Below are 17,127 nucleotides of genomic sequence, written 5' to 3'. Positions count from 1 at the left end.
GTCTAGTATAACCAAATAAAATTGAGACAGATTTAATGACTGATCATAACTTGGAACTTAAAAAAGCCGGTTTAAAAGTAACTTTACCGCGTATTAAAATATTAGAGATTTTACAATCTCCAGATAACCAACACATCAGTGCTGAAGATGTTTACAAAATTCTTTTGGATCTAGGTGAAGAAATTGGTCTTGCAACTGTATACCGCGTACTTAACCAATTTGATGATGCGGGTATTGTAAGCCGTCATCACTTTGAAGGCGGAAAATCAGTATTTGAACTTTCTGGAAGCACTCACCACGATCATTTAGTATGTTTGAAATGTGGCAAAGTGGTAGAGTTTGAAGATGACATGATTGAGCGTCGTCAACTAGAAATTGCTGAAGAAAATGGTATTACTCTTACAAACCATTCTTTGTATTTATACGGTGAGTGTAATGATAAAGCAGCGTGTAAAGAATTTAGCGACGCTAACAGCTAATATCGCTTTTAAAAGCAATAAAAAAACCTGCTAAGCGCAGGTTTTTTTTGTGCCTAAAAGACAATAGTAATAAATATACCCAGTAAATCCTGGGTATATTTTAAGTATTATACCAATCCGCAATAATACTTAATCATTTCGCGGGGCTAAACGTGTCGCTACCTGCGTTAAAAAATGCTCATTTAGAACAACTAAATAGCGAATTTTTTGCCTAGCTATCAACACGTTTTTCCAGCCTCAAAATAGATCACTTAATTAAGCGAATTGGTATTACTTATTGAGTTTTAGACCATGAATCGCGAAGACCCACGGTTTGATTAAATACAACGTTCTCTGATTTAGAATCACGAGAGAAATAACCTGTACGCTCAAACTGAAAGCCCTGCTCTGCTTGTGAATTAGCAAGCGATGGTTCTAATTTAGCATTAGGTAAAACAACCAGTGACTCCGGGTTTAGCGTAGTTTCAAATTCCTCTGCAGCTGCTGGATTTGGTACGCTAAACAAGCGGTCGTATAAACGAACTTCTGCACTAATAGACTCTGGTGCTGAAACCCAATGAATAACACCTTTTACTTTACGACCATCACTTGGGTTTTTACCAAGTGTTTCGCTGTCGTAAGTACAGAAGATAGTTGTGATTTCGCCATTTTCGTCTTTTTCAACACGCTGCGCTTTAATAACATAAGCACCACGTAAGCGTACTTCTTTATCAAGTACTAAACGTTTGAATTTGTTATTCGCTTCTTCTTTAAAGTCTTCTCGTTCAATATAGATTTCACGAGTAAATGGAACATCACGACGCCCCATTTCTTCTTTATTTGGGTGATTAGCCACTGATAAAGTTTCAACTTTATCTGCATCGTAGTTTTCAATAACGATTTTAACAGGATCGAGTACAGCCATTGCACGTGGTGCATTTTCGTTTAAGTCTTCACGGATACAGGCTTCAAGCATGCCCATTTCAACCATATTCTCTTGTTTTGTTACACCAATACGCAAACAAAATTCACGGATTGAACCTGGTGTATAACCACGACGACGTAAACCTGCAATAGTAGGCATACGAGGGTCATCCCACCCTTCTACATAGTTATTTACTACTAAATCATTTAGCTTACGCTTTGACATAATAGTGTATTCAAGATTTAAGCGCGAAAACTCAATTTGCTGTGGGTGACACTCTAAACTAATGTTATCAAGTACCCAGTCGTATAAACGACGGTTATCTTGAAACTCTAATGTACATAATGAATGTGTAATACCTTCAAGCGCATCAGAAATACAGTGAGTGAAGTCATACATTGGGTAAATGCACCACTTGTCAGCTGTTTGATGATGATGAGCAAAACGTACACGGTAAATAATTGGATCGCGAAGCACCATAAATGAGCTTGCCATATCAATTTTAGCACGCAGTACACATTCACCTTCTTTGAATTCGCCAGCGCGCATTTTTTCAAATAACGCTAGGTTTTCTTCAACTGAAGTATCTCTATAAGGACTGTTTTTACCTGGCTCTTTTAATGTACCGCGGTACTGTCGTGCTTCGTCTGCAGTTAAAAAACAAACGTACGCTAAGCCTTTTTCAATAAGCTCTACTGCGTAACCATATAAAGTATCAAAATAGTTAGAAGAATACTTTATGTCGCCATCCCAATTAAAGCCTAACCACTGTACATCCTCTTTAATAGAGTTAACGTAGTTAATGTCTTCTTTTTCAGGGTTTGTATCGTCAAAACGTAGGTTACATAAACCGTTGTAGTCTTTTGCGATACCAAAATTCAAACAAATTGATTTGGCATGGCCAATATGTAAAAAACCATTTGGTTCAGGTGGAAAACGTGTATGCGTTGTCGCATGTTTGCCACTTGCTAAGTCTTCATCAATTCGGGTTCTAATAAAGTTACTTGGGCGATTCTCAATTTCCGCCATAGGAGTGTGATCCTCTAAATATTACGTAATAACAAAACTAATGCATTATTACAAAAACATACACTAACATACAGCAATAGATTAAGGTTTATTTTAGATATTGATTAACTTTAATCCACTTGTTCAATTGTTTATGAATAAAATTTGTTTTAACGCAACATTTAGGTCATCAAAGCCAATTATAGTAGCTAAATAACCTACTTTATAAGGATTCTAAGATGGCGACACTTAATCAACACCGTGTATATATTCCAACTAATGCACGCGCTAACCACTATTTATTGGCTGAAATAATACCTAATGAAGCATTTTATAATAGCTTTAGCACTATAAACTGTTGCTACGAGCGTATTGCGCGTCAATTATTTGCATGTTGTGATGAGTATGAACTGCATAATGTACATTTATTAGCAAACGATAAACTACCGGTTGTACGCTTTCATGATGAGTCATATCAGCTAGAAACCGACAAGCAGATGTTGTTTTTTTATAACCCTCGTTATCACGAGGCACATAAAATTTATTACTCACCAGATATAAAAAGTAAGAAAATACGTTTCTTGTTTTTAGCCACGGGTGAAGACTTACGTGCAAACTCAGCTTTGTTTCACAATAGAGTGCAAAAAGTATTAAACTTACTCCAAGAACAGTTATTTATAAATCAGCCCCAATTTAAACTTCGCGATCACCAACATCTAACTTACGATTTATTTGCTAAAGATAAGGGAAATAAAGAGAGTTATGGATATAAACTCAGAAGCCTCTACCCTCGTTATCAATCAAGGCAATGTAATATTCCTAGTGACTATGCTGAAATGACTTACGCAACATTTACCATTGCGCTTTCTCGGGCCATCAAAACACAGTTTCAAACAATGGTGAACAATAACGATGTGGAAAAGTTTTATGATTACTTTGCAGATAGTTTTAAACGCGCATGTGAACAAAACAAACTAACACACGGTGCAATGGTAGCTAATGGCGCAATACCCATTGTCCGAAACAGTAAAATAGATAAAAATGAAGGTAATACAGAGTTACAAAAGTTGAGTTTTGATGTTGAATCAAATGAAAATCAAATTAAGTATTTTTATGAAACAACAAAATTAGTAGAAACACTACATTTTGTTATTGTCGCAACGCAGCAGGATAAACATGAAATTGGTTATGGCCGCTTTATGAACCAAGTAGAGAAAACAATTCATGCATTATGTAACGAGCTGGCCATAAATAAGCAACGACAAGATTTGTCTGTACGCTTTTTTCAGCATATTAGTTATCCGTTCTAAATTTACCTCAATAACAAAAAGGCCCGCATAAGCGGGCCTTTTCAGAGGAAACAAGCAATTACCAGCCTGTTTTCTCTTTAAGTGCTTTACCGATTTCAGCAAGTGAACGTACAGTTTTTACGCCCGCAGCTTCTAATGCAGCAAATTTCTCATCAGCAGTACCTTTACCGCCTGCGATGATTGCGCCAGCGTGACCCATACGCTTACCTTCTGGTGCAGTAACACCAGCAATGTAAGATACTACAGGTTTAGTTACGTTAGCTTTGATGTACTCTGCAGCTTCTTCTTCTGCAGTACCACCAATTTCACCAATCATTACGATTGCTTCAGTTTGTGGATCTTTTTCGAACATTTCTAGAACGTCGATAAAGTTAGTACCTGGGATTGGATCACCACCAATACCAACACACGTAGACTGACCAAAACCAGCATCAGTAGTTTGCTTAACCGCTTCGTACGTTAAAGTACCAGAGCGAGAAACAATACCTACTTTACCAGGTTTGTGGATGTGACCAGGCATGATACCAATCTTAGTCTCACCAGGAGTAATAACACCTGGACAGTTAGGACCGATCATACGAGTACCTGTTTGATCTAGTTTAACTTTAACGTCAACCATATCAAGCGTAGGGATACCTTCAGTGATACAAACAATCAGCTCGATGCCAGCATCGATAGCTTCTAAGATTGCATCTTTACAGAAAGGAGCTGGTACGTAGATAACTGAAGCAGTTGCGCCAGTTTCTTGAACAGCATCACGAACTGTGTTGAATACAGGAAGACCAAGGTGCGTTTGACCGCCTTTACCTGGGCTTACACCACCAACCATTTGTGTACCGTACTCAAGCGCTTGCTCTGAGTGGAAAGTACCTTGGCCACCAGTGAAACCTTGACAGATAACTTTTGTATCTTTATTGATTAATACAGACATTATTTGCCCTCCGCAGCAGCAACAACTTTCTCAGCAGCGTCTGTTAGTGATTCAGCAGCAATGATATCTAGACCTGAGTTCTTAAGAACTTCACGACCTAATTCAGCATTAGTACCTTCTAAACGTACAACTACAGGTACATTTACGCCAACTTCTTTAACTGCGCCAATGATACCTTCAGCAATCATGTCACAACGTACGATACCGCCAAAGATGTTTACTAAAACAGCTTTAACATTATCGTCAGAAAGGATGATTTTGAATGCTTCAGAAACACGTTCTTTAGTCGCGCCGCCGCCAACATCTAGGAAGTTAGCCGGTTTGCCGCCGTGTAGGTTTACGATGTCCATAGTACCCATTGCTAGGCCTGCACCGTTAACCATACAACCAACATTGCCATCTAGAGCAACGTAGTTAAGCTCGAAGCTTGCTGCGTGTGCTTCACGTGCATCTTCTTGAGATGGATCGTGGAACTCACGGATTTTAGGTTGACGGTAAAGTGCATTACCATCAATACCGATTTTTCCGTCAAGACAGTGAAGGTTACCTTCGTCTGTAATTACTAACGGGTTGATCTCAAGTAGTGCGAAATCAAAATCAGTAAACATGTTACCAAGACCCATAAAGATCTTAACAAACTGCTTCATTTGTACTGGGTTCAGACCCAATTTAAAGCCTAGTTCACGTGCTTGGTAAGCTTGAGGACCCACTAATGGATCAATTTCAGCTTTGTGGATAAGCTCTGGTGTTTCTTCTGCAACAGTTTCAATTTCAACGCCGCCTTCAGTAGACGCCATGAAAACTACTTTGCGAGATGCACGGTCAACTACTGCACCTAGGTACAATTCGTTAGCAATGTCAGTACAGCTTTCAACTAAAATTTTAGCTACTGGCTGACCTTTCTCGTCTGTTTGGTAAGTAACTAGGTTTTTACCCAACCAGTTAGCTGCAAACGCTTTTACTTCGTCGATAGTTTTTACTAGCTTTACACCGCCAGCTTTACCACGTCCACCTGCGTGAACCTGAGTTTTAACAACCCACATATCACCGCCGATTTTTTCAGCAGCTGCTGCAGCTTCTTCAGGTGTATCGCAAGCGAAACCCTGAGAAACTGGTAAACCATATTCGGCAAAAAGTTGTTTTGCCTGATACTCATGCAAATTCATGATGCTTTATCCAATTTTTTATACTAAAAGAGCTGAATATTTTTTCAAATAAACAACTATCCCAAATTGCGCACCTAGTATAGATCCCAAGGCTTAACATGAAAACCCCAGTAAGACCAAAGGCGCAAAAAAAAAGCTGTGAATGTTCATTCACAGCTTACATTTCATACAACTAGATTAAACATCTAGCAATAAGCGAGTTGGATCTTCAAGTAACTCTTTAATAGTCACTAAGAAACCAACTGATTCTTTACCATCAATGATACGGTGGTCATAAGAAAGAGCTAAATACATCATAGGAAGTATTTCTACTTTACCATTTACAGCCATCGGACGGTCTTGGATTTTATGCATACCCAAAATTGAAGACTGTGGCAAGTTAATGATAGGTGTAGATAGTAATGAACCAAATACGCCGCCATTAGTAATAGTGAAATTACCACCGGTCATATCTGCAAGCGTTAGCTTACCATCACGACCTTTAAGTGCTAATTCGCGAATACCCTTTTCGATTTCAGCAACAGATAGTTTGTCACAATCTTTAAGTACTGGAGTAACTAAACCACGTGGAGTAGATACTGCAATGCTGATATCAAAATAGTTATGGTAAACAATATCGTCACCATCAATTGATGCATTAACATCTGGGAAGCGTTTAAGTGCTTCAGTTACCGCTTTCACGTAGAAAGACATGAAACCTAAACGAATGCCATGACGCTTTTCAAATACTTCTTGGTACTGCTTACGAAGGCTCATGATTGGTTCCATGTTCACTTCGTTGAATGTTGTTAACATTGCAGTTGAATTTTTAGCTTCAAGAAGACGTGTAGCAATCGTTTTACGCAGGCGAGTCATAGGAACACGTTTTTGAGTACGATCGCCCATCGGTGCTGCAGGAGCAGAAGCTTCTGCTTTTTTAGCCGCTGGCGCTGGTGCTTTTAAGAACGTATCAACGTCTTCTTTAGTTACGCGGCCATTTTTACCCGTGCCGTTAATTTTAGAAGCGTCTAAGCCTTTCTCAGCAATTAAACGACGAACTGATGGTGTTAACACATCTGAACTTTCGCTAGAATCTGCTGCTGGCGTTTCGTCTGCTTTTGCAGCTGGAGCCGCTGGTGCACCGCCTGCTTTAACCGAACCAATTACTTGCTCGCCTAGTACAGTATCGCCTTCGTTGTGAATGATATCACCCATGATGCCATCTTCTTGAGCTACTACTTCAAGAACAACTTTATCTGTTTCAATATCTACCAAGTTTTGGTCGCGTGTTACTGCGTCACCTGGTTGTACATGCCATGTAGCAATTGTTGCGTCTGCAACTGATTCTGGAAGTACAGGTACTTTAATGTCCACTTCTTTACCTTCTGATGCTGGTGCTGATTGCGCCGCTGGCGCGTCTTCTGATTTAGCTGGTGCTGATTCTTCTTTAGATGAACCTTCACTTGCTGGCGCTGCATCAGCATCACCAAGTAAACCCATAACTTGATCGCCAAGTACGGTTGCACCTTCTTCTTGTGATATTTCTGTAATTACACCGTCATGCTGTGCAACAACTTCTAAAACCACTTTATCTGTTTCAATGTCTACTAAGTTTTGATCGCGAGTTACTTTGTCGCCAACACTTACATGCCATGTAGCAACGGTAGCATCTGCAACCGACTCAGGAAGAACAGGAACTTTAATTTCTGTGCTCATTGCTTATCCTTTATTTTCTATAGTAAGCGCGTCGGCAACGAGCGCTTGTTGTTCTTTAGTATGTACTGACATGTAACCACACGCTGGTGATGCAGACGCTTTACGTCCTGCATATTTTAATTTAGCACCTTGTGGGATTGCATCAATAAAGTGATGTTGTGAACAATACCATGCACCTTGGTTTTGTGGCTCTTCTTGACACCATACAAAATCAGTTACGTGTTGGTAACGCTCCATAATTGTTTGCATTTCGTCATGTGGGAACGGATATAACTGCTCAACACGAACAATAGCAATATTATCTTGCTCTAGCTTACGACGCTCTTGTAATAGTTCGTAATAAACTTTACCACTACAAAATACAACGCGTTCAACTTTCTCAGGGTTAATATCATCAACTTCGTCGATCATATTATGGAAAACACCATGCGATAGCTCTTCAAGCGATGAAGTTGCAAGAGGATGACGAAGCAACGACTTAGGCGTCATAACAATCAACGGACGACGTAGTGGTCGAACTGATTGACGACGAAGCATAGCGTAAACTTGTGCAGGAGTAGATGGAACACATACTTGCATGTTGTGATCAGCACATAGTTGTAGGAAACGCTCTAAACGAGCTGAACTATGTTCTGGACCTTGTCCTTCGTAGCCATGTGGTAACAAAATTGTAAGACCACATAAACGGCCCCATTTTTGCTCACCAGAACTTAGGAATTGGTCAAATACAACTTGTGCACCGTTGGCGAAATCACCAAACTGTGCTTCCCAAAGCACTAATGAAGTAGGCTCTGCAGTTGCATAACCGTATTCAAAAGCAACAACAGCTTCTTCAGATAAAACAGAGTCAAATACTTCAAAAGTACCTTGATCTTCGCTTAAGTGCTGTAGAGGTGTATAAGTAGCGCCGTCTGATTGACTGTGAACAACAGCATGACGATGGAAGAATGTACCACGCCCTGAATCCTGACCAGTTAAACGAATGTCAGTGCCTTCAGTTGCAATTGTTGCATAAGCAAGTGTTTCTGCCATACCCCAATCTAGAGGTTTCTCACCAGAAGCCATTAATTTACGATCATCGTAAATCTTTTTAACGCGTGACTGTGCTTTATATTGCTCTGGGTAAGAAGCGACTTTCTCACCGAGTGCTTTGAGCTCTTCAACAGGTACGCTGGCATCGTAATCAACATTCCATTCATGGCCAACATACTTTGCCCAATCTGAAGAATGCGATGTCTCTGGTTGTATTTCTGAAACAACACAGTTGCCTTCGTCTAATGCATTACGGTACTCATCAGCAAGTGCTTTTATTTCTTGTTCAGAAAAAGAGCCTTCAGCTATAAGTTGATCTGCGTAAATTAAACGTGGAACTGGGTGCTTTTTAATTTTTTGGTACATAACAGGCTGAGTTGCATTAGGCTCATCAGCTTCATTGTGACCATGGCGACGGTAACATACTAAATCGATTACTACGTCACGTTTAAACTGGTTTCTGAAATCAAGTGCAATTTGAGTAACAAATGCAACTGCTTCAGGGTCATCAGAGTTAACATGGAAGATAGGTGACTGAACCATTTTAGCAATGTCAGTACAGTAATCTGTAGAGCGTACATCGTCTTGTTTTGATGTAGTAAAACCAACTTGGTTATTTACAACAATACGAATACTACCACCACAACTAAACGCGTTAGTTTGTGATAAGTTAAACGTTTCTTGTACAACACCTTGGCCTGTAACCGCAGAATCACCATGAATTGTAATTGGTAAAGCTTTAATACCAGAACTGTCACCTAAGCGATCAAGACGAGCACGTACTGAGCCCATAACAACTGGATTTACAATTTCAAGATGAGACGGGTTAAACGCAAGCGCCATATGAACATTGCCACCTTTAGTAGCAAAGTCAGATGAATAACCCATGTGGTATTTAACATCGCCAGAACTTAATGTTTCTTTATGTTTACCAGCAAACTCATCAAATAATTCTGATGGATTTTTACCAAGTACATTTACAAGAACATTTAAACGACCACGGTGAGCCATACCAATAACAGCTTCTTGTTGGCCGCTTTCACCTGCGCGGTGAATAAGCTCTTTTAACATTGGAACTAGCGCATCGCCACCTTCAAGTGAGAAACGCTTAGCACCTGGGAACTTAGCCCCTAAATATTTTTCAAGTCCGTCAGCAGCAGTTAATCCTTTTAGGATACGCAGCTTTTCGTCTTTTTCGAATTTTGGCCTAGACTGGACAGATTCTAAACGCTGTTGTAACCAACGCTTTTCCTCTGTTGATGTGATGTGCATATACTCAGCGCCAATTGAACCACAATATGTAGTTTTTAGTGCTTGGTATAGTTCACCTAAAGGCATAGTATCGCGGCCTACGGCAAACGATCCTACGTTAAACTCGCGGTCAAAATCACTTGAAGATAAGTCGTGGTACTCTAGCTCTAAATCTCGTACACGCTCTCGTTGCCAAATACCTAATGGATCTAGGTTTGCATTTTGGTGTCCACGAAAACGGAAAGCATTAATAAGTTGTAGAACTTTAACCTGTTTAAGGTCACCGCCACTACCCTCTGCTACCACTACTTCTCTATGCTTGTTTTTTGCAAGCTGTGCAAACTGCGTTCGAACTTCTGAATGTTTTACTTCAACATCCACACCATCAACTTTAGGTAATTGTTCGAACACTTCTCGCCATTCATCTGGCACAGAAGTCGCATCGTCTAAATACGCTTCATAAAGCTCTTCTACATAAGCAACGTTGCCGCCGTTTAAATGTGAAGATTCTAGCCATGCCTTCATCACACCTTCGTGCATTTATAAGCCCTTTTCTTTAGCGCAGAAATTAATAGTTATCATAACAAGATGGCTAATAATCTGTATTAGCCATCTTACGTTTACTAAGTAATCAAACCGCTCGGTTTAATAACATAGATTTGATTTGCCCAATTGCTTTAGTCGGGTTAAGACCCTTAGGACAAACGCTAACACAGTTCATGATACTGTGGCAACGGAACACACTGAACGCATCGTCTAAATCCGCTAAACGTTCTTCAGTTGCTGTATCTCGGCTATCAGCTAAGAAACGGTAAGCGTGAAGAAGGCCTGCTGGACCAATGAACTTGTCTGGATTCCACCAGAACGAAGGACACGATGTCGAACAACATGCACACAAAATACACTCATATAGCCCATCTAATTTATCACGTTCTTCAATAGATTGAAGACGCTCGCCTGCTGCAGGCTGATCATTAATTAAATAAGGTTTAACTTTTTCGTACTGAGTGTAGAACTGACTCATGTCAATAACAAGGTCACGAACCACAGGTAAGCCTGGTAATGGACGTACTACAATTTTACCTTTGCCATTTTTTTGTAGCGTAGATAAAGGAGTAATACATGCTAAACCATTTTTACCATTCATGTTAACACCATCAGATCCACACACACCTTCACGGCATGAACGACGAAAAGATAGTGTAGGATCTTGTTCTTTTAAAAGAATAAGTGCATCTAACACCATCATGTCGTGACCTTCCTCTGTTTGCAAGGTGTATTCTTGCATACGAGGAGCGTTGTCAACATCTGGATTATAACGATAAACTGAAAATTGTACTTGTGCCATCGTCTATCTCCTAGTAAACACGTGCTTTAGGTGGGAAAGCTTCACGCGTTTTAGGCGCATAGTTTACATCACGCTTACTCATTTCATCCGTTACAGGATTGAATACTGAGTGACATAACCAGTTTTCGTCATCACGATCTGGGTAGTCAAAGCGAGAATGTGCACCACGGCTTTCTGTACGGAAGTTTGCAGCTACTGCAGTTGAGTAAGCTGTTTCCATTAAGTTATCTAGTTCAAGACATTCGATACGCTGCGTATTGAAGTCTGATGATTTATCATCAAGACGAGCATGTTGCAGACGTTCACGAATTTCTTTAAGTTCTTGAAGACCAGAAGCCATTGAATCGCCTTCACGGAATACCGAGAAGTTAAGCTGCATACATTGCTGTAGGTCTTTTTTGATTTGAACTGGATCTTCACCTTGGCCAGCCGTTGAATTTTCCCAACGGTTGTAACGTGCAAGAGACGCTTCTAAATCTGACTCTGAAGCCGCTTTTGATACTTCAACATCTTTAAGGTACTTACCTAAGAAGTTACCAGCAGCACGGCCAAATACAACTAAATCTAGTAATGAGTTACCACCTAGGCGGTTTGCACCGTGTACAGATACACATGCAATCTCACCAACAGCAAATAAACCTTCAACTACTTTTTCGTTGCCTTGAGCATCGATTTGTAGTGCTTGTCCATTTACGTTAGTAGGAACACCACCCATCATATAATGACAAGTAGGAATTACTGGAATTGGCTCTTTAGCTGGATCAACGTGAGCGAAAGTTTTAGCTAAGTCACATACGCCAGGAAGACGTAGGTTAAGCGTTTCTTCACCTAAATGGTCAAGTTTCAGCTTGATATGAGGACCCCAAGGACCATCACAACCACGACCTTCACGGATTTCAGTCATCATTGAACGCGCAACAACATCACGAGACGCTAAGTCTTTTGCATTTGGTGCGTAACGTTCCATGAAGCGCTCGCCATCTTTATTTAAAAGATAACCGCCTTCACCACGACAACCTTCAGTTACTAGCGTACCAGCACCTGCAATACCCGTTGGGTGGAACTGCCACATTTCCATGTCTTGCATAGAAATACCAGCGCGTGTTGCCATACCAACACCGTCACCGGTGTTAATGTGAGCATTTGTTGTTGATGCGAATATACGACCTGCACCACCAGTGGCTAATACAACTGCTTTAGATTTGAAGAAAGTGATTTCACCTGTTTCAATCTCAATTGCTGTACACCCTACTACATCGCCATTGTCGTTTTTAACTAAGTCAAGTGCATACCACTCAGAGAATACATTTGTTTTGTTTTTAACGTTTTGTTGATATAGAAGATGAAGTAAAGCATGACCAGTACGGTCAGCTGCAGCAGCAGTACGTGCGGCTTGTTCACCACCAAAGTTTTTCGATTGACCACCGAAAGGACGTTGGTAAACACGGCCATTTTCAAAACGAGAAAATGGTAGTCCCATGTTTTCTAATTCAGTAATAGCTTCTGGGCCAGTTTGACACATGTATTCAATAGCGTCTTGGTCACCGATAAAATCGGAACCCTTAACGGTATCGTACATATGCCATTCCCAGTTGTCTTCGTGTGAATTACCAAGCGCTACTGTAATACCACCTTGAGCAGATACAGTGTGTGAGCGCGTTGGAAATACTTTAGATATTAATGCACACGTTTTGCCAGATTCTGTAATTGCTAAAGCAGCGCGCATACCAGCACCACCTGCACCAATTACTACGGCGTCAAATTCACGAACAGAATATTTCACTTAAACACCCCATAATACGATTAGACCAATAGCTACGTAAGCAACGGCCATTAGGTTTAAAACAAAACCTAATACAGCACGCAACTTCGAACACTTAACATAGTCTGTAAGAACTTGCCAAAGGCCAATGCGGGTATGAACCATAATGCAAATAAGGGTAATTAAAGTAAACCCTTTCATTGCTAGGTTAGAGAAGAGGCCTGTCCAGGCTTCGAAAGTGACTTCTGGCGTCGCTAAAAAATAGCCGATAATAAAAATCGCGTACGCGCTGATTATTAATGCCGTGGTACGTAAAGATACGAAATCTTGTACACCATCACGTTTTAGAGTTGCTTGATTTAAAACCATATCCACACCCCTGCCAATACGGCAAACACAACACCAAGAGCCATTGATACTTTAGCGCTGAGGTTACCTGATTCAAGTTCTTCCCAATGTCCCATATCCATAATCATATGACGGATGCCACCAATAAGGTGATAACCTAATACAGAAACAGTGCCCCAAGCTATAAATTTGGCAATGAATCCGTTAAACAGACCCTTGACGAATTCAAAACCTTCAGCTGAAGAGAGAGACTCAGACCAAGCCCAAATGACAAACGTTAAAGCAAAAAACAATGCAACACCGGTGACGCGGTGAAAAATTGAAGCTTTAGCCGTTGCCGGCATAGATATAGTTGTTAGATCTAGATTTACAGGTCTTTGCTTTTTCACAGTTACTTGCCCATCTTTGCTCACAGTGGAGCTCATCTACTTGTTTTTCTAAAAACCCACCAAATATTACTGATGGAACTATCAGAATAAACGTATCAAAATAGTTAAAGTTCACAAAACAGTAAATTTTAAGCTGTTAAGAATATGTTTACCCAAATACAATACGGTTTAAAACCACCGTTAGTATATATACCCACAGGACTTTTTACAATTCTTGTTTATTTAGAGATGTTTGCGAATTAGCCAATAGTATTATATTTAATTAATACCGAATATTTATTATACATATATGCATAATGTTTATAAAAATTGACTTTAACCCCCTCTTTCACGTTAAAATGCGAAGATGTGCTTAAAACAGATTTCAGAACTTTAAAATCTAAAAATCAGAATAGATATCTTAATAGGAGATACATAGCGATGGCAGATAAAAAAGCCACAGTCCATATTGATGGACTAGATCCAATCGAACTTCCAATTTATCAAGGCACTGCTGGCCAAGATGTAATCGACGTACGTACGTTAGGTTCACATGGTCACTTTACTTATGACCCAGGTTTCATGTCGACTGGTTCTTGTGAATCTGCAATCACCTATATTGATGGTGGTAAAGGTGTACTACTTCACCGTGGTTACCCAATTGAGCAATTAGCTGAAGATTCTAACTATATTGAGCTTTGCTACTTACTTTTAAATGGTGAGTTACCTTCTAAAGAACAATACGAAGTTTTTAAGAATGAAATCACTACAAGCACTATGCTTGACGAGAAAATTGCTAACTTTTTCCAAGGTTTCCGCTTTGACGCTCACCCAATGGCAATGCTTTGTGGCGTAGTGGGTGCATTATCATCTTTTTATCATGAAGACCTTGATATTACTGATGCAGAACAACGTAAAACAAGTGCAGTTAAGCTAGTTGCTAAGTTACCAACTATTGCTGCAATGGCTTATAAAACAAACATCGGCCAACCGTTTGTATACCCACGTAACGATTTAAGCTATGCAGAAAACTTCTTACACATGATGTTCTCTGTGCCTGCTGAAGAATATAAAGTTAACCCTGTAACTGCTAAAGCTATGGATAAAATCTTTATGCTTCATGCAGATCATGAGCAAAATGCATCGACTTCAACAGTTCGTCTTGCTGGTTCATCAGGTGCTAACCCGTATGCATGTATTGCAGCTGGTATTGCTTCTTTATGGGGACCTGCTCACGGCGGCGCTAACGAAGCATGTTTAAACATGTTAGAAGAGATTGGCTCTGTGGATCGTATTGATGAATACGTTGCTAAAGCTAAAGACAAAGCTGACCCATTCCGCCTTATGGGCTTTGGTCACCGCGTTTACAAAAACTTCGACCCACGTGCTACAGTAATGCGTCAAACGTGTCATGAAGTTTTAGCTGAGCTAAATATCCAAGATCCACTTCTTGATATTGCTATGAAGCTTGAGCAAATTGCCCTTGAAGACCCGTACTTTGTAGAGAAGAAACTATACCCTAACGTAGATTTCTACTCTGGTATTATCTTAAAAGCGATTGGTATTCCAACAAGCATGTTCACTGTAATTTTTGCAATGGCACGTACTGTTGGTTGGATCACTCACTGGGATGAGATGCTATCTCAACCTGGTCATAAGATCAGCCGTCCTCGCCAAATGTATACTGGTTACACTCAACGTGACTACGTATCAACTGACAAGCGTTAATTAGCGCTGGTTAGTTTAAAAGGCCGCATTTTGCGGCCTTTTTTTATTAACAGCACTTGAGAATTATCATAAACCGATTACAATCCCTGCCTTAAAAACACTATGTAGATGAGCTATGCCTACTTTAAAGTTTGATATAAATAAAATTAGAAAAGACTTCCCGACATTAAATCAAACAATAAACGGCTGCCCGCTTGTTTATTTAGACTCAGCAGCAACCTCACAAAAGCCTCAATCAGTTATAGATACAATTACTGAGTTTTATACGTCTCAAAATGCAAATGTACACCGTGGACGCCATACACTTAGCGAACAGGCCACTTATTCTTATGAACAAGTCCGGGATAAAGCTGCAAGGTTTTTTAATGTCTTAAGTAAAGAGATTGTATGGACTAAAGGTGCTACAGAAGCCATAAATTTGGTCGCTAACGGCTTAAAAAAGCGTTTAGATGAAAGTCATACCATAATAATATCTCCGCTTGAGCATCACGCAAACATAGTGCCTTGGCAACTAGTAAGCCAACAGACGGGAGCTAAATTAGTCTCTCTGCCGCTAAATAATAATGGCACGCTAAACACCCAACAATGCTGTGAATTTATAAAAGAAACAAAACCTGCCTTATTAGCTATTACACAAGCATCGAACACACTGGGTAATATCACTGATTTAAAGCCACTAATTGTAGCTGCAAAAGAGGTGAATTCGCTTGTTTTAGTGGACGGAGCCCAAGGTGCACTGCATTTAAAACCCGATTTACGTGAATTAAACTGTGACTTTTATGTTTGCTCAAGCCATAAAATGCTCGGTCCAACAGGCTTAGGTGTACTTTATGGCCAATATGAAGAGCTAAATACGCTAGATATTTACCAATCCGGCGGTGAAATGATCGATAAAGTTTACTTAACTCATAGCACTTATCGCCCTGCGCCTGCAAAATTTGAAACTGGCACACCAAATATTTCTGGAGTTTTAGGCTTTGGTGCCGCATTAGACTATTTAAATGAATTAGATCACGTGCAAATACAGCAATATGAACAAGAATTGTTTAGTTACGCGGCACAAAAATTGGTAAAGGTGGATGGCATTACCATATTCAGCAACCTATCTGACAATATTGGTACACTCTGTTTTAATTTTAAAGATGAACATCCTTATGATTTGGCAACTTTACTTGACGGATATGGGGTTGCAGTCAGAAGTGGACACCATTGTACGCAACCATTAATGACACATTTAGGGCTTAATGGAACGTTAAGAGCGAGTTTTTCTTTTTATAATACCTACAAAGATGTAGATATATTCATTGATTCACTTAAAAAATGTATCGCTTTATTAGATTGAACGCCAGTTTAATAGAATTAATTAGGATAACTCATGACAAATACGTTTAAAAAAGTCACAGAATCTATAAAAAATGCGACCGCTTGGCAGCAAAAATATCGTGAGATAATGCTTTTAGGAAAAACGTTACCGGCTTTAGCTGATGTTTTGAAAACTGATGATGCACTTGTACCAGGCTGTGAAAGCAAAGTATGGATGTTCGTTGAATTTGACTTAACCGAAAATACACTTGTTGTAATAGGTGACTCTGATACTCGTATAGTAAAAGGATTATTAGCCATTATTTTAGCGCTTTACAACGGGCTTACACCAGAACAGGTAGTGAATAAAAATGCGTATGAAGAATTTGAAAAGCTCGGCCTTATAAGCCACTTAAGCGCATCACGTGGTAATGGTATTAAAGCCATGGTTGATAAGATACAAACCATGGCACAACACAAGCTTAGTTAACTAAA

General features: G+C 39.8%; 14 protein-coding genes. 5 read left to right on the top strand and 9 right to left on the bottom strand.

Annotated features, from left to right (window positions below; genetic code table 11):
- The first annotated feature begins 35 nt into the window (after positions 1–35).
- Positions 36–479 (top strand): ferric iron uptake transcriptional regulator, encoded by a 444-nt coding sequence (gene fur / locus H5126_RS09310; RefSeq protein ID WP_002962922.1) that lies wholly within the window; start codon positions 36–38, stop codon positions 477–479.
- A gap of 274 nt (positions 480–753) precedes the next feature.
- Here the strand turns inward: fur and glnS are convergent, their stop codons facing one another.
- The gene (gene glnS, locus H5126_RS09305; RefSeq protein WP_024596870.1) at positions 754–2,412 is read right to left on the bottom strand and encodes a glutamine--tRNA ligase; all 1,659 of its coding nucleotides are present in this window, start codon (positions 2,410–2,412) and stop codon (positions 754–756) included.
- Positions 2,413–2,630: 218 nt separating this feature from the next.
- Here glnS and H5126_RS09300 point away from each other — a divergent pair, with 218 nt between their 5' ends.
- Entirely contained in the window at positions 2,631–3,701 is a 1,071-nt protein-coding gene (locus H5126_RS09300) for a DUF3083 family protein (protein WP_182719822.1), read from the top strand.
- Positions 3,702–3,759: 58 nt separating this feature from the next.
- Here the strand turns inward: H5126_RS09300 and sucD are convergent, their stop codons facing one another.
- The 8 genes from sucD to sdhC all read right to left on the bottom strand — a co-directional run bounded on the left by sucD (position 3,760) and on the right by sdhC (position 13,623).
- A complete protein-coding gene (gene sucD, locus H5126_RS09295; RefSeq protein ID WP_002961811.1) occupies positions 3,760–4,632 on the bottom strand; it encodes a succinate--CoA ligase subunit alpha in 873 nt (290 codons plus the stop codon).
- Entirely contained in the window at positions 4,632–5,798 is a 1,167-nt protein-coding gene (gene sucC, locus H5126_RS09290) for an ADP-forming succinate--CoA ligase subunit beta (protein ID WP_002961809.1), read from the bottom strand. The genes sucD and sucC overlap by 1 nt, the downstream gene beginning before the upstream one ends.
- A 177-nt stretch (positions 5,799–5,975) precedes the next feature.
- Positions 5,976–7,493, bottom strand: coding sequence for a 2-oxoglutarate dehydrogenase complex dihydrolipoyllysine-residue succinyltransferase (gene odhB / locus H5126_RS09285; RefSeq protein WP_039487977.1), 1,518 nt, complete (start codon positions 7,491–7,493; stop codon positions 5,976–5,978).
- A gap of 3 nt (positions 7,494–7,496) precedes the next feature.
- On the bottom strand, positions 7,497–10,316 hold the full coding sequence (gene sucA, locus H5126_RS09280; protein ID WP_182719821.1) for a 2-oxoglutarate dehydrogenase E1 component: 2,820 nt from the start codon (positions 10,314–10,316) through the stop codon (positions 7,497–7,499).
- Between the two features lie 91 nt (positions 10,317–10,407).
- A complete protein-coding gene (locus H5126_RS09275; protein WP_002961804.1) occupies positions 10,408–11,124 on the bottom strand; it encodes a succinate dehydrogenase iron-sulfur subunit in 717 nt (238 codons plus the stop codon).
- A gap of 10 nt (positions 11,125–11,134) precedes the next feature.
- Positions 11,135–12,907: a succinate dehydrogenase flavoprotein subunit gene (gene sdhA / locus H5126_RS09270; RefSeq protein WP_002961801.1), complete on the bottom strand. Its 1,773-nt coding sequence runs from the start codon at positions 12,905–12,907 to the stop codon at positions 11,135–11,137.
- Complete coding sequence (gene sdhD / locus H5126_RS09265) at positions 12,908–13,255, bottom strand: succinate dehydrogenase, hydrophobic membrane anchor protein (protein WP_002961798.1); 348 nt, start codon at positions 13,253–13,255, stop codon at positions 12,908–12,910. It abuts the gene before it with no gap.
- Positions 13,246–13,623 carry a succinate dehydrogenase, cytochrome b556 subunit gene (gene sdhC, locus H5126_RS09260; RefSeq protein WP_122975019.1) on the bottom strand — a complete coding sequence of 126 codons (378 nt, stop codon included), beginning with the start codon at positions 13,621–13,623 and terminating at the stop codon, positions 13,246–13,248. Before sdhC ends, sdhD begins: the two co-directional genes overlap by 10 nt.
- Before the next feature lie 420 nt (positions 13,624–14,043).
- Between sdhC and H5126_RS09255 the strand changes: the two genes are divergently transcribed.
- The 3 genes from H5126_RS09255 to H5126_RS09245 all read left to right on the top strand — a co-directional run bounded on the left by H5126_RS09255 (position 14,044) and on the right by H5126_RS09245 (position 17,122).
- The gene (locus tag H5126_RS09255; protein ID WP_002961796.1) at positions 14,044–15,330 is read left to right on the top strand and encodes a citrate synthase; all 1,287 of its coding nucleotides are present in this window, start codon (positions 14,044–14,046) and stop codon (positions 15,328–15,330) included.
- 115 nt (positions 15,331–15,445) lie between these two features.
- On the top strand, positions 15,446–16,672 hold the full coding sequence (locus tag H5126_RS09250; RefSeq protein WP_182693765.1) for a SufS family cysteine desulfurase: 1,227 nt from the start codon (positions 15,446–15,448) through the stop codon (positions 16,670–16,672).
- 33 nt (positions 16,673–16,705) lie between these two features.
- Positions 16,706–17,122, top strand: coding sequence for a SufE family protein (locus H5126_RS09245; RefSeq protein ID WP_165723481.1), 417 nt, complete (start codon positions 16,706–16,708; stop codon positions 17,120–17,122).
- Positions 17,123–17,127 lie beyond the last annotated feature (5 nt).

The sequence above is a fragment of the Pseudoalteromonas sp. SG45-3 genome, assembly GCF_014164075.1.
Taxonomy (GTDB): Bacteria; Pseudomonadota; Gammaproteobacteria; order Enterobacterales; family Alteromonadaceae; genus Pseudoalteromonas; species Pseudoalteromonas distincta.
The sequence above is the reverse complement of the archived record's forward strand: the minus strand, read 5'-3'. Positions and strand labels throughout refer to the sequence as shown.

Bases quoted from the DNA above. Each gene is read 5' to 3' on its own strand.
- fur (WP_002962922.1), top strand. From the start codon at position 36: ATGACTGATCATAACTTGGAACTTAAAAAAGCCGGTTTAAAAGTAACT.
- glnS (WP_024596870.1), bottom strand. From the start codon at position 2,412: ATGGCGGAAATTGAGAATCGCCCAAGTAACTTTATTAGAACCCGAATT.
- H5126_RS09300 (WP_182719822.1), top strand. From the start codon at position 2,631: ATGGCGACACTTAATCAACACCGTGTATATATTCCAACTAATGCACGC.
- sucD (WP_002961811.1), bottom strand. From the start codon at position 4,632: ATGTCTGTATTAATCAATAAAGATACAAAAGTTATCTGTCAAGGTTTC.
- sucC (WP_002961809.1), bottom strand. From the start codon at position 5,798: ATGAATTTGCATGAGTATCAGGCAAAACAACTTTTTGCCGAATATGGT.
- odhB (WP_039487977.1), bottom strand. From the start codon at position 7,493: ATGAGCACAGAAATTAAAGTTCCTGTTCTTCCTGAGTCGGTTGCAGAT.
- sucA (WP_182719821.1), bottom strand. From the start codon at position 10,316: ATGCACGAAGGTGTGATGAAGGCATGGCTAGAATCTTCACATTTAAAC.
- H5126_RS09275 (WP_002961804.1), bottom strand. From the start codon at position 11,124: ATGGCACAAGTACAATTTTCAGTTTATCGTTATAATCCAGATGTTGAC.
- sdhD (WP_002961798.1), bottom strand. From the start codon at position 13,255: ATGGTTTTAAATCAAGCAACTCTAAAACGTGATGGTGTACAAGATTTC.
- H5126_RS09255 (WP_002961796.1), top strand. From the start codon at position 14,044: ATGGCAGATAAAAAAGCCACAGTCCATATTGATGGACTAGATCCAATC.
- H5126_RS09250 (WP_182693765.1), top strand. From the start codon at position 15,446: ATGCCTACTTTAAAGTTTGATATAAATAAAATTAGAAAAGACTTCCCG.
- H5126_RS09245 (WP_165723481.1), top strand. From the start codon at position 16,706: ATGACAAATACGTTTAAAAAAGTCACAGAATCTATAAAAAATGCGACC.